The organism is Actinomadura sp. NPDC023710 (assembly GCF_040639875.1).
GTDB classification, from domain to species: domain Bacteria; phylum Actinomycetota; class Actinomycetes; order Streptosporangiales; family Streptosporangiaceae; genus Spirillospora; species Spirillospora citrea.
Map to the genome: position 1 here is coordinate 57,838 of NZ_JBFAGB010000033.1, position 13,310 is coordinate 71,147.

Annotated in this window: 10 protein-coding genes; 5 read left to right on the top strand and 5 right to left on the bottom strand. The window is 74.4% G+C overall.

Features of this window, described 5'->3' with window-relative positions:
- Positions 1-108: 108 nt before the first annotated feature.
- The 5 genes from AB0H37_RS32110 to AB0H37_RS32130 all read left to right on the top strand — a co-directional run bounded on the left by AB0H37_RS32110 (position 109) and on the right by AB0H37_RS32130 (position 5,325).
- Positions 109-1,053, top strand: coding sequence for a 3'(2'),5'-bisphosphate nucleotidase CysQ (locus tag AB0H37_RS32110; protein WP_329094962.1), 945 nt, complete (start codon positions 109-111; stop codon positions 1,051-1,053).
- A 124-nt stretch (positions 1,054-1,177) separates the two neighbouring features.
- Positions 1,178-2,095, top strand: a complete 918-nt coding sequence (gene cysD / locus AB0H37_RS32115; RefSeq protein WP_179832671.1) for a sulfate adenylyltransferase subunit CysD — start codon at positions 1,178-1,180, stop codon at positions 2,093-2,095.
- 47 nt (positions 2,096-2,142) lie between these two features.
- Entirely contained in the window at positions 2,143-3,405 is a 1,263-nt protein-coding gene (locus AB0H37_RS32120; protein ID WP_329098391.1) for a GTP-binding protein, read from the top strand.
- 85 nt (positions 3,406-3,490) lie between these two features.
- Positions 3,491-4,387 (top strand): glycosyltransferase family A protein, encoded by an 897-nt coding sequence (locus AB0H37_RS32125; RefSeq protein WP_329094960.1) that lies wholly within the window; start codon positions 3,491-3,493, stop codon positions 4,385-4,387.
- A 92-nt stretch (positions 4,388-4,479) separates the two neighbouring features.
- Complete coding sequence (locus tag AB0H37_RS32130; protein ID WP_360616680.1) at positions 4,480-5,325, top strand: hypothetical protein; 846 nt, start codon at positions 4,480-4,482, stop codon at positions 5,323-5,325.
- Between the two features lie 14 nt (positions 5,326-5,339).
- On the opposite strand, the gene AB0H37_RS32135 is transcribed toward AB0H37_RS32130, so the two are convergent.
- The 5 genes from AB0H37_RS32135 to AB0H37_RS32155 form a co-directional block, all read right to left on the bottom strand.
- The gene (locus AB0H37_RS32135) at positions 5,340-6,668 is read right to left on the bottom strand and encodes a chromosome condensation regulator RCC1 (RefSeq protein WP_360616681.1); all 1,329 of its coding nucleotides are present in this window, start codon (positions 6,666-6,668) and stop codon (positions 5,340-5,342) included.
- Entirely contained in the window at positions 6,665-7,984 is a 1,320-nt protein-coding gene (locus AB0H37_RS32140) for a ParB N-terminal domain-containing protein (protein WP_360616682.1), read from the bottom strand. Before AB0H37_RS32140 ends, AB0H37_RS32135 begins: the two co-directional genes overlap by 4 nt.
- The gene (locus AB0H37_RS32145) at positions 7,968-9,626 is read right to left on the bottom strand and encodes a polysaccharide biosynthesis C-terminal domain-containing protein (RefSeq protein WP_360616683.1); all 1,659 of its coding nucleotides are present in this window, start codon (positions 9,624-9,626) and stop codon (positions 7,968-7,970) included. Before AB0H37_RS32145 ends, AB0H37_RS32140 begins: the two co-directional genes overlap by 17 nt.
- Complete coding sequence (locus AB0H37_RS32150) at positions 9,613-11,742, bottom strand: hypothetical protein (RefSeq protein WP_360616684.1); 2,130 nt, start codon at positions 11,740-11,742, stop codon at positions 9,613-9,615. The genes AB0H37_RS32145 and AB0H37_RS32150 overlap by 14 nt, the downstream gene beginning before the upstream one ends.
- An 89-nt stretch (positions 11,743-11,831) precedes the next feature.
- Positions 11,832-13,307, bottom strand: a complete 1,476-nt coding sequence (locus tag AB0H37_RS32155; protein ID WP_329094946.1) for a hypothetical protein — start codon at positions 13,305-13,307, stop codon at positions 11,832-11,834.
- Between the last annotated feature and the right edge of the window lie 3 nt (positions 13,308-13,310).

Here is a 13,310-nt window from a genome sequence, read left to right on the forward strand (position 1 = left end):
CGGGACACTGGCGGGCGAGCCGCTGAGCGGGACCTCGTCCCGTGGCCCGTGCGCGACGCATGAGAAAGTAGACCGAGCAGACCAGTCGAGTCGGGAATGTGATCTCAGATGACCGAGGCAGGGGCGGCAGACGATCATTCGCTCGCGGCCGAGCTCGCCGGGACGGCGGGCCGGCTGCTGCTGGGCGTGCGGGCCGAGACGGGCTTCGCGGACGCGAAGGCCCTGAAGGACACCGGCGACCTGCGGGCGCATGAGTACCTGATGGCGGCGCTGGCGGAGCGCTGTCCCGGTGACGCCGTCCTGTCCGAGGAGGGGCGGTCCTCGGTCGCCGGGAAGCGGTCCAAGGGCGACGACCGCGCACCGACCCGCAACACCGCCGACGCGGAGCGGCTCACGGCCTCCCGCGTGTGGATCGTGGACCCCCTGGACGGCACCCGCGAGTTCTCCGAGGAGGGCCGCCGCGACTGGGCCGTGCACGTGGCGCTGTGGGAACGGGACGCGTCCGGGACCGGGCGCCTGGCGGCCGGCGCCGTCGCGCTGCCGGCGCAGGGCCTGACGCTCCGCACGGACGCCGTGGGCGGCGCCGCGCTCGTCCGGACGGACCTCACCGATCCCGACCCCGTCACCGCCGGGCACGGGCCCGCCGGGGCGCCGCCGCCCCGCGAGGTGCCGCTGCACGTCCCGGCGCCGGACGCGGGAAAGCTGCGCATCGCCGTGAGCCGCACGCGGCCGCCGGAGTTCGTCCGGCGGTTGGCGGAGGCGATCGAGCCGGAGGTGGAGCTGGTGCCGATCGGGTCGGCGGGGGCGAAGATCTCCGCGGTGCTGCTCGGCGAGGTGGACGCCTACGTGCACGCGGGCGGCCAGTTCGAGTGGGACTCGGCGGCTCCGGCGGCCGTCGCGCTCGGCGCCGGGGCGCACGCGTCCCGGGTCGACGGGGCGCCGCTGCGCTACAACCGTGAGGACCCCCGGCTCCCGGATATCCTGGTGTGCCATCCCATGTCGGCGTCAACGCTGCTGTCCGGCATCCGGGAAGTGAGCGGCGCGCTGCCCTGACCAGTCCGTCCCCACCGCGGGACTGAACCGGCGCGGGCCGGCGTTCCGACCCGGTGGGAAGGCATGCGCCCATCTCCGTGCCACCGGTTGCCTCTGCCAAACAGTGTGGAAAGAGCCCCAGACCATGCAGCGTTGCGATTACCTACTGTCCCAGCTGGACATCCTCGAAGCCGAGTCGATCCATATCTTCCGGGAGGTGGCGGCCGAGTTCGAACGGCCGGTGCTGCTGTTCTCCGGCGGCAAGGACAGCATCGTCATGCTGCGCCTGGCCCAGAAGGCGTTCTGGCCCGCCCCGATCCCTTTCCCGGTCATGCACGTCGACACCGGCCACAACTTCCCGGAGGTGATCGAGTTCCGGGACCGCCGGGTCGCCGATCTCGGCGTCCGGCTGATCGTGGCGTCGGTGCAGGACGCGATCGACAGCGGCCGGGTGGTGGAGCAGAAGGGCCGCCGCGCGTCCCGGAACCGGTTGCAGATCACCCCGCTGCTGGACGCCATCGAGGAGCACCAGTTCGACGCGGCGTTCGGCGGTGCGCGCCGGGACGAGGAGAAGGCCCGCGCCAAGGAGCGGGTGGTCTCCTTCCGGGACGAGTTCGGGCAGTGGGACCCCAAGAACCAGCGCCCCGAGCTGTGGAACCTGTTCAACACCAAGATCGTGCAGGGTGAGCACGTCCGGGTGTTCCCGCTGTCGAACTGGACCGAGCTCGACATCTGGGACTACGTGCGGCGCGAGGACCTCGAACTCCCGCCGATCTACTTCGCGCACACCCGGCAGGTGTTCGAGCGCGACGGGCTGCTGCTGGACGCCGAGACGGGCTTTGCGAACCGCGGCGACGACGAGCCCGAGTTCGCGGCGACCGTCCGGTACCGGACGGTCGGCGACGCGTCCTGCACGGGCGCGGTGAAGTCGAACGCGATGTCGCTCGACGAGGTGATCGAGGAGATCGCGGCGACGCGGATCACCGAGCGCGGCCAGACCCGCGCCGACGACCGCACGAGCGAGGCCGCGATGGAGGACCGCAAGAAGGAGGGCTACTTCTGATGGCCAGCGCGAACGACCGGCTCGCCGAGACCCGGCCGGCCAAGCAGATGGACCTCCTGCGGTTCGCCACCGCCGGCAGCGTCGACGACGGCAAGTCCACGCTGATCGGCCGGCTGCTGTTCGACTCCAAGTCGATCTTCGAGGACCAGCTGGAGTCGGTCGAGAAGACCAGCGCCGACCGCGGCGAGGAGTACACGAACCTGGCGCTGCTGACCGACGGCCTGCGGGCCGAGCGGGAGCAGGGCATCACGATCGACGTGGCGTACCGGTACTTCGCGACGCCGCGCCGCAAGTTCATCATCGCCGACACGCCGGGGCACATCCAGTACACCCGGAACATGGTGACCGGCGCCTCCACCGCCGACCTGGCGATCATCCTCGTGGACGCCCGGAAGGGCATCCTGGAGCAGTCGCGCCGGCACGCGTTCCTCACCACGCTCCTGCAGGTCCCGCACCTGGTCGTGGCGATCAACAAGATGGACCTGGTCGACTACGACCGCGGCGTGTACGAGCGGATCGTGGACGAGTTCACGGCGTTCGCCTCCAAGCTGGAGGTCACGGACCTGACGTTCATCCCGATCTCGGCGCTGCACGGCGACAACGTCGTCGAGCGCAGCGTGAACATGCCGTGGTACGAGGGCTCGTCGCTGCTGCACCACCTGGAGCACGTCCACATCGCGTCGGACCGCAACCTGATCGACGTGCGGTTCCCGGTGCAGTACGTGGTCCGCCCGCACGCGTCCACGGACCCCGACCTGCACGACTACCGCGGCTACGCGGGCCAGGTCGCGGGCGGCGTGCTGAAGCCGGGCGACGAGGTGGTGCACCTGCCGTCCGGGCTGACCACGACGATCACCCACATCGACGGGCCGGGCGGGCCGGTCGCGGAGGCGTTCGCGCCGATGTCGGTGACGCTGCGCCTCGCCGACGACATCGACATCTCCCGCGGCGACATGATCGCCCGTCCGAACAACCGGCCCGAGGTCGCGCAGGACATCGACGCGATGGTCTGCTGGATGACCCCGGACCGCGCCCTCAGCCCGCGCTCGAAGCTGGTCATCAAGCACACGACCCGCACCGCGAGGGCGATGGTGAAGCAGCTGCACTACCGGCTGGACGTCAACACCCTGCACCGCGACGAACAGGCGGACTCCCTCGGCCTGAACGAGATCGGCCGCATCTCGCTGCGGGTGACCCAGCCGCTGTTCGTCGACGACTACGGTCGCAACCGCCTCACCGGCGGCTTCATCCTGATCGACGAGGCCACCAACAACACCGTCGCCGCCGGCATGATCACCGGCGCGCGCTGACCCGGCGCCGCGGGGCCCGCCGGCCCCGCGGCGGTCGCCGGTCCGCGTCCCCCTCCCGACCCCCCAACGACAAGGCAGGCCCTGGATGCCCCCCTCCGTCGGAGTCGTGCTCCCCACGCACAACCGGCCGGAACTGCTGCGCCGCGCGTTGGAGTCGGTGCTGGCCCAGGAGTACGAGGGCGAGGTGCGCGCGGTCGTCGTCTTCGACCGGGCCGAGCCCGACCCGTCCCTGGCGGGGGACCGCGTCGAGGTGATCCGCAACACCCGGGCGCCGGGCCTCGCGGGCGCCCGCAACTCCGGGGTCCTCGCCCTCGGCACCGATCTGGTCGCGTTCTGCGACGACGACGACCTGTGGCTGCCCGGCAAGCTCGCCGCGCAGGTGAAGGCACTGGAAGGCGAGCCGGACGCCGTGCTGTGCAGCTCCGGGATCCTGATCGACTTCGACGGGCGGGAACTGCCCCGGCTGGCCGGGACGGACCGGGTGACCTACGACGCCCTGATCCGCGACCGGATGATGAGCGTCCACTCCTCCACCTACGTGGCGCGCCGCGAACCGCTCATCGAGATCGGCATGGTGGACGAGACGATCCCCGGCAGCCAGGGCGAGGACTGGGATCTCGCGCTCCGCGCCGCCCGCCGCCACCCGGTGGTGAACGTGGACGAGCCGTACGTCCGGGTCCTGTGGGGGCTGACGTCCTACTACGCGCAGGCGTGGGAGACGAAGGTCGCCGCGCTGGAGTGGTTCCTGGAGCACTACCCGGAGATCGGCAGGGAACCGGGCGCGGCCGGGCGCGTCTACGGGCAGCTCGCCTTCGGCTGCGCGACCGTGGGCCGCCGCAGGGACGCGCTGCGCTGGTCGGCGCGCGCCCTCAAGGCGAACCCGGCCGAGCGCCGCGTCCCGTTCGCGCTGGCCGTGGCGTCCGGGGTCGTGTCCGGCAAGCGCGTCCTGCTGGCCCTGCACACCCGCGGCCGCGGCATCTGACGGACCGATGCCGATTCCTAGGCTTTGACCACCTTTCCCCAAGTCGCGCCGGTAATGTCGATGGCCATCCCAGCGTTGAAGGAGCCTCTTCCGTGAACCACTTCTCCCGCCGCATCGTCGCGTCCGGGACGCTGGCGCTGGCCTTCGTGCCGGCGTTCGGAATGACCGCGACGCCCGCCTTCGCGGGCGTCGACCTCGACGCGGTCGCCGAGGGCATCGGCGAGAGCGGTTACTACGTCGACTCCCACGCGAAGTACTACCAGTCGGACGGCGCACAGGAACTGCTCCGCACGGCGCAGGGCCGGTCCGTCGCGGTCTTCATCGCGATTCTGCCCCCTGGAAACGACCCCGGACAGGTCCTCAGCCGGCTGCCGGGCCTGATGAAGCGCAAGGGCACCTACGCGGTGCTGGCCGGCGACCAGCTCCGGGTGTCCTCCACGGCGCTGCCGGGCGCCCGGGTGAAGTCCATCTACGACGGGGCCGTGAAGGGCAGCAAGGGCAAGCCCGACCTGGCGCTGCTGCGCTTCGTGCAGACGCTCCCGGAGTCGAAGTACGCGCCGCCGAAGACCGGCAAGCCGGGCAACAACGGCAAGCCCGCACCGGAGGCGTCGGTCAAGCAGCAGGAGGAGCGGACGCTCGCCCAGTCGCAGCCGACCGAGCGCGCCACCGGGGCCGAGGTCCGGGAGGACGACGGCTCGGCCATGCCTTACCTGCTCGGTGGCGGCGGCGCGGTGGTCGTGGCGGCCGCCGGGGCCGGGTTCCTGCTGTGGCGCCGCCGCTCCGCGACTCCGGCGCCCGCCGGCGGGACCGGAGCCCCGGCGCCCGGCGCCGCCGCGGCGCCGCCGCCCGCACCCGGGGCCCAGCCTCCCGGGGCCCAGCCTCCCGCGGGCGGGCCGGAGCCCGGCGACGCCAGGCCGGAGCCGCCCCGGAATCCCTGAGGACTCCGGGCGGGCTACGGCCCCTCGGACCTCGCCAGCACGATCAGGTGGCGTTCGCCGACGCCCACCGACAGGGCGTCGGCCGCCACCTTTCCCTCGGCCGTCAGCGCCGTGCCGGGACGGCTGCGGGGCGCCCTCCTCCCGGAGCCGAGCTGGCCGCTGCCGCCCGCGCCCCAGGTCAGCAGCGTCCCGTCGGTCAGGATCGCCGCGCCGTAGGCCTCCCCGGCGAACACGCGGGTGGCGCCGCGCAGCTTCGGCGCGCTGCGCCCGACGACGGTGACGGGGGCGGTCCGCGGCTTCACCGTGCCGTCCCCCAGCTGGCCGGCGGTGTTGTTGCCCCAGGCGACGATGGTGCCGTCCCCGCGGAGCGCGTAGTTGTGCTTCTCCGCGGAGGCGACCGCGGCGACGCCGTCGAGGACGCCCTTGCCGCCCACACCCGAGACGAGGGCGGGCGTGAGCCGGTCCCGGCGCGTCCCGTCGCCGAGCTGGCCGAGCTCGTTGCGGCCCCACGACGCGACCCGCCCGTCCCGCAGCAGCGCCAGCCCGTGCTGGCCGCCGATCGCGATGCGGACGACGCCGTCCAGCCGCGCGGCCCCGTCCAGGCCGCGCACCGGCACGGGCAGGGCCCGGTCCTCGCGGGTGCCGTCGCCGACCATGCCGCCCGCGTTGGCGCCCCACGCGAGCACCTGCCCGTCGGCGCGCAGCACCAACTCGGTGTGCCCGTCCGCGGCGATCGCCGTCACGCCGGTGAGCGCCCCGCGCCCGTCCGGTGCCCGTACGGTCGTGGGGACGGGAGGAGCGGTGCGCTCGCCGGTGCCGCGCTGCCCGGACGATCCCTCGCCCCAGGTCACGACGGTGCCGTCGCGGCGCAGCGCCATGGAGAAGTCGTTGTTGGCGGCCACCGCGACGGCGTCGTCCAGCCGGCCGGGCCGCCCGTCCGGTGCGCGGACGCGGACGGGCGCGCCGCTGTCGCGGGTGGTGCCGTCGCCGAGCTGGCCGTCGTCGTTGGCGCCCCACGCGACGACCTGCCCGCCGTCGAGAACGGCCAGCGAGTGGCGGCCGCCGCCGGCGACGGCGACGGTACGGTCGAGCCGTCCCCGGCCGCCGACGCCGGTGACGGGGGCGAGCCGGGGATCGGCGGCCGCTCCCGGCCGGCCGAGCTGCCCGCTCCCGTTGAACCCGCTCGTCCACACGGTGCCGCTCCGCGCGCCCGCCGAGCCCGCGGCGGGCGGCGGGGAGACCCGGGGCACGCTCGCGGGCGCGGCCGTCCCGCCGCACGCCGCCGCCGCGAGGAGCACCGGGAGGGCGATGAGCGCGGCGAGCGGGCGGCGCGGCGAGGTCACGCCGCGCGGACGCAGGCGAACAGGTGCCTGCTGTAGTTGTCCTCGTAGGGCGGCCGGGCGTCCTCGTCGGGACCGAGGTCGACGATCTCGTCGAAGCCGGTGTTCTCCCGCAGGAACTCCGCGACGCGGGCGGGGTCCCAGCCGCGCAGCGAGTCGGCGAACCACGCCTCGTTGTCCTGGCCGGTGTCGAAGAACAGCACCCGGCCGGTGGCGCGGTCCAGCAGCCGGATCAGCTCCTCGGCGCTCACCGAGCCGCGGCCGAGGACGAAGTGGTGCAGGAGGCTGAAGCAGGACACCACGTCCCAGCGGCCGGCGTCGTGCCCGCCGAGGAACTCGACGCAGTCTCCGGTGGAGACGGCGCCGTCCGGGAGCCCGTAGACGGCCCGGCCGAGCGGGACGGCCAGCGGGTCGCGCTCGATGCCCTCGGCGTCGAAGCCGCGCTCGGCCATCTTCGCGACGAACCATCCGTAGCAGCTCGCGACGTCCAGGTAGCGGCCCCCGGAGAGGCCGCGCTCGCCGAGGAACGCGTCCATCTTCGCGAGCCGGTCGGTGCACTGCCGGACGGTCGTCCAGCCGGACCTCAGCTCGGGCGCCTCGATCGGCTGGTAGAGCTCGTGGGTGCCGTCGAGCCAGCTCATCTTCAGCAGGAGGTCCTGCAGGGGGGTGGTGACGGGCAGCCATTTGGCGACGACGTTGGCGCCGTCGGCGCCGCTCATCGCGGCGATGGCGAGCCGGTGGTGCCCGTCGAGGATCTGGTACTGGTCGGAGCCGCGGACGGGGGCGACGAGCACCGGGTCCTGCGGCCCGCTCTGCTCCGGGCGGGGCGCCGCGCCGGGCGCGTCCTCGCCGCGGTACCGCGCGACGAAGGCGCGGGCGGCCGCGAGGACGCCGGCCTCGTCGGTGCCGCCGAAGTAGCTGCCGCCCGCCTCGATGCAGCGCAGCCCGAGCCTGCCGTAGGCGCTGGAGAGGATCTCGGCGTCGGTCAGTTCCGGCCGGTCGTCGGCGAGCCGGAGGAGCCCGACGTGCGGGCCGTCCAGGAACGGGGTCGAGGGCCACAGCAGGTCGCCGGTGCGGTCGGCGAACTCGCGGGCCGTCCAGCCGCCCTGCGCGCCGACGAGCAGCTGGTCGAACCGGACCGGCACCTTCCACGGGCGCCGCAGCACGGCGGTGGACACCGCGACGCGCGCCGCGGCCGGGATCGGCAGCGAGCGCCCGGCGTCGACCAGCCGCCCGTACACCGGGCCGCTCGGGGCGAGCCCGCTCTTGCGAAGCACCGCGCGGGACTTACGGCGCACTTGGTCAATTCCCGTGGGCATGCATGCTCCTGGCAGATGTCGTTTCGGTGGCGGGCGAGGCGGCGGCGCCCGCGGGTGCGGCGCGGCCGCGTCTCCCCGGCAGCAGGGAGGCGAAGGCGGTGAGGGACAGCCGCTCGCGGCCGGCCCAGAGGAGGGCGAGGTACAGCATCGCGCCCGGGATCAGCCCGCCCGCGAGGGCGGCCTCGCCGGAGCCGGCGGCCAGCCGGACCGCGAGCGGCACCGCCGCGAAGCTGACCAGCGCCGAACCGCCCGCCCAGAACAGCCCCGCGCTCGCCGGGGTCATGTCGAGGATCCGGCGGACCTGGACCAGGGCCAGCAGCGTCCGCACGAGCAGCCCGCAGGCCCGCGCCACCGCCGCCCCGGCGATCCCGAACGGCGGGATCAGCAGCACGTTCAGCACCAGGTTCACCCCGAGCGCGGCGCTCTGGTTGACCAGGCTGAGCCCGCTGCGCCCCGCCATCAGCAGCATCACGTCGCGGGCGCCGGTCGCGGTCGCCACCAGCATCGCCATCGCCAGGACGACCGTGACGACCTCGCCGGACCCGCGGTAGCCGGCGCCGAAGGAGCCGACGTACACCGGCGCGCCGACCGCGATCGACAGGTGCACCGGCCAGGCGAGCGCGAGGTTCCAGGACGCGCACACCGCGAACACCCGCTGCGCGCCCGCGCGGTCGGCGAGCGCCATCAGCCGGCTCACCGCCGGCTGCATGACGTTCTGCACGGCCTGGGTGACGAGCTGGCTGATCACGATGAACCGGGTCGCGGCGGTGTAGATCGCCGCCTCGCGGGGCGAGCTGAGCGCCGCGACGAGCACGATGTCGGCGCGCTGGAACGCCGTCTGGCAGATCTGCGCGAAGGCGCGCGGCGCGGTGAAGCGCCAGAAGTCGCCGGCCAGGGAACGCCAGCCGGACGGGGCCTCGGCCTCCGCGGTCACCGGAGCCTCGGCGCGGCTGCGGCGGCTGATCTTCAGGTACCAGAGCAGGGCGACGACCAGGCACGGCAGGTACGGTGCCGCCCACGCCAGCGCGAGCCACACCGCGTCGTCGGTCAGCAGCGCCGCCACGACGACCCCGGCGACCTGGAGCGTCTGCCTCAGGATCTTGTCGATGAGGACGGTCGGCCGCATCGAGCCGTGGCCGCGGGTGGCCGCGAGCAGAGCATCGTGGGCCCCGGCGAGGGGCAGGAACAGCGCCAGCACCCGGACCATGTCCACGGCCTGGCGGGGGTCGTCGGCGCCGATGTGGCCCGCCGTCCACGGCGCGGTGAGGGCCAGCACGAGGCCGGCGGCCAGCGCGGTCACCGCGACCGGGACGAGCGCCACCGGCACCGTCCGCCGCGCCGCGCCGCGGTCGCCGAGCGCCAGGTGGCGGGGCAGCCAGCGCAGCAGGCCCGCGTCCGTGCCGAGGCCCGACACGGCCTGCAGGATGATGAACAGCGACGTCGCCGCGAAGAAGGTGCCCGCGATCCGCTGCGAGTACAGGTGCGCGACCAGGAAGACGAGCGCGAGGCCCTGGACGCCCGCGACGGCGGCGCCGACGAGGTTCAGGGCGCCGCCCCTGGCCAGCCTGTTCAGGTTCGGGCCGCCCGGCCCGGACGGCTTGGGTTCGTCCGCCGCGGTCTCGCCGGATTCAGGGGCCGGCATGCCGGCCGGCCTTGTGCGCCTTCTTGCCGTAGCGGGGGGCGACGTCCGGCGCCGCGTCCTTCGGCGCCGCCGGGGGCGTGCCGTCCGCGCCGTCCTCCGGCAGATCCGGCGGCATGAACTTGGAGATGTCCTCCTGCGTCCGCGTCGCGGCCGACTCCAGCGCCTCGTCGGTCTCCGCGTCGGCGGGCTCGGCGGGCTCGGCGTCGGAGGGCGCCGCCGGGCGCGGGCGCACCGCTCCCGTGCCCTGGGTGACCTCCGTGGGGGAGACGGGCCTCGGGGCGACGGGCTTGCCCGGCCCGGACGGGGGGTCGAGCGCGGGCGGAAGGGGACGGCGCCGCGGCTCCGGCTGCGGTGCGCCGCGCCGCCCGGACGGCGCCGGCCGCGCCTCGCCCGTCCGGGGCGGCGGCTGCTTGACCTGCGGCAGCGCCTGCGTGACCAGGGACGGGGAGTCGGCCGGGTTCTCGTCGGGCTCGTCCTTCGGGACGCCTGGCTGGTCCTCGGCCCATGCGAGGGGGGGCTCCGGCGCGCGGCGTTTGCCGCCGCGGGTCTCCGGGAGGTGGGGCTCGGCGGCGCCCCGGACGTCGCCGCCCTGCGGCGGGCGGGACTGGCGGGCGCCGGCGGGGGCCTGCCGCGCCGCGCGCCCTCCGCGCGGCTCCGGCGGCTCCAGGAGGGCGCCGAGCACGGTGACGCCGGCGCGCTCGGCCTCCACGTACGCCTGCCGCAGTTCCTCACGGGTCGTGACGCCCTGGTTGATCACGAGCACGACCGCGTCCACGAACGTGCACAGGGCCTGCGCGTCCGCGTCGTGCAGGCTCGCCGCGTTCACGATGAGGTACTCGCTGCGGCGGCGCAGCACCTTCACGGTCTCGCGCATCCGCGGGCCGCTGAACCGGTGGGCGGCCTCGCGGGCGCGGGGCCCGCGCGGCAGCAGCCGCAGCTGCGAGTCGGTGTGGATCAGCAGGGTCGCCGGGTCCGTGCCGCTGAGCAGGGTGTCCGACAGCCCCTTGCCGCCGGGGCGCGCGCCGAACAGGGTGCTGATGTCGGCGTCCTCGGTGGTCGCGTCGATCATGATGGTCTTCGCGCCGGCGAAGGCGAGCGAGACCGCGAGGTTGGCGCTGGCCATGCGGGCGCCGCCGCCCGGCGTGGCGTTGCTGATCAGCAGCGCCACCGGGGTCTGCGGCGCGGTCGCCACGACCGCGGCGCGCAGCCGCCGGTACGCCTCGCCGACCGGGCTCTTGGGCGCGCTGACCAGGGCCAGCGTGTCGCCGGACGGGCCGCCCGCCGGGATGGTGGACAGCGTCCGGACGCCGAGTCCCTCGATCGTCTCGGCGTTGCGCAGCCGCTGGTTGAGCCGCTCCCGCAGCAGCATGATCACGAAACCGGCGACCAGCCCGAGCAGCAGGCCGCCCGCGCCGTACATCGCGGGCCGGACGATGCCGGGCCCGGCCGGCGCGTCCGCCGGGGTGATCACCTGGCCGGGGTCGAGGGGGGTGCTGGCGATGTCGTTGGACTGCTCGTCGATGACGCCGAGCTGGTTGGTGTAGGCGGTGACGCGCTGCTGGAGGGTGGAGCGCCGGGAGCCGGAGGAGGCGGCCAGCTCGTTGTTCGCCCGCTGGAGCAGGCGCTCGACCCTGGCCGACTGCGCCTTCAGCTTGGCGAGCTGGTTGTTCACCACGCCCTGCGCGCGCTGCGTGCGGTACTCCAGGTAGGCGTCGGCGAAGGCCTGCGCGCCCGCGCGGGCGTTGCCGGAGCTGCCGGCGGTGTAGGTCAGGTTGAGCACCTGGGTGTTGGGCGGGACCGAGACCCCGATGTCGCCCTCCGCCTCGTGCCCGAGCTTCTTCTGGACGATCTTGGCGACGCTGTCGGTGGCGACCAGCTGCGCCTCCGTCTGCAGGTTCACCAGGTCGTCGCCGCGGCCCTCCGGCGAGTACGGGTTGCCTTCCAGCGGGCTGACCAGTACCGTCGCGGTCGCCTTGAACGGCGGCGGCACGGCCATCTCCAGGACGACGCCGGCCGCGGTGCCGAGCACGGCGAGGCCGATCAGCGCCCCCAGATAGCGCCGGACCAAGGCGAGCAGCTGCCCTCCCTGGGCGTCGGCCGTCCGGTCAGCTCCCACGACGATCCCCCTCATCGATCAGAATCGTTCTTGGCGGAGTGTTCATCTCGACTTTAACCGCGCGTTGCAAGAAGACGGCTCTGTTCATCTCAACCTCGTCCGGGAGCGGCGGCCCCGACCGGGGACCGGTTCGGGGCGCGCCGCGGCGCCGGGGACGCGGGCCCGCGCAGGACGGGCGCGGTCAGGACGATCACGCGCGCGGGGCTGGCGGCCTGGTCGAGGGCCAGCACCCCGCTCGCGACCTCGCGGTCCAGGGCCCGTCCCCGTTCGACCACGACCAGGGCCACGTCGCTGGCCGCGGCCGCGGCGATGGTGTCCGCGCCGTTGATGTCGGGTGTGGTGATGACGACGATGCGGGACACGCTCCCCGCCTTGTCGACGGCCCGGGTGAGCTGCCGGTCGTCGTCGCTGCGCACCAGCCGGACGTTGAAGGAGTGGCCGGTCCCGGCCGCGGCCGGCGGCTCGTGGAAGGGCTCGCCGTCGGCCACGACGCGCAGCACCGTCGTCGCCGAGCCGCCCTCGGTGCACAGTTCGGCCAGCTCGTAGGCCACCTCGGTGCCGGCGGATCCGGGCACCCCGGTGACCAGCACGGTGGTGGCGTCGGCGTCGAAGACCAGGTTGCGCAGCCGCCGTGCGACCTCGCGGTGCCCGGTGCCGAGCGCCGTCCCCTCCACCATGATCGGAAGCCGGCTGTGCAGCCGCAGGTCGGCGGGGCGCCGGATGCGGCGCGGCCGCGTCTCGCGGACCACCACGTAGCCGATCCAGCCGAGCAGCGCGACGCCGATCCCGGTCGCGACCGCGACGTCGCGGCCGGGATCGTCGCCCCGCCGGGGGAGCGGGGCCCCGCGCAGCACCTCGCCGGGCTGCTCCTGCTTGCTCTTGATGGTCGTGACCTGCTTCTCCACGTCGCGGATCTGCTTCACGAGCGCCTGGCGGCGCGTGCGGGTGGTGAGCCGGCGCAGCTCGTCCTCGTCGCCGGGCAGGGCCGCGAGCTGCTTCTTCAGCAGTTCGGCGTTGTGCTCCAGCGCCTGGCGGTTGTGCTCCAGCACCTGGCCCAGGATCCGGTTCCGCAGCGTCAGGTAGGAGTCGGCGACGACCCGGGCGCCGTCCTGGGCGGTGCGCGGCGTGCCGGCCCGCACCGAGATCGTGAGCACGTGGGTGTTGGACGGCACCGTCAGGCCGATGCGGTCGCGCAGTTCGGCGTCGGACGCGTCGAAGCCGGGCCGCTCCACCAGCTTGGACAGCACCGGGTGGGACCAGACGAGCTGGGCCTCGGTGTCCATCGTCGTCTCGCGGGGTGCGCGGGTGTTGGTGTCGATCGCCGAGCCGATGTCGATGGAGGGGTGCAGCGCGACCGGCGGCGCCAGCACGTAGATCTGCGCGGTGTAGGTCGTCGGCGTCAGCACGATCTTCACGACCCCGATCGCGCACCCGGCCAGCAGCGCGATCAGCAGCGCGACCAGGTGCCGGCGGACCACGCCCGCGTAGCGGGTCACCGGGATCGAGTCCGGCGCGAGCGGCGGTTCCGCCTGCACGCTGGCCGAGCCGAGGGAGCGTTTGCTCATCGC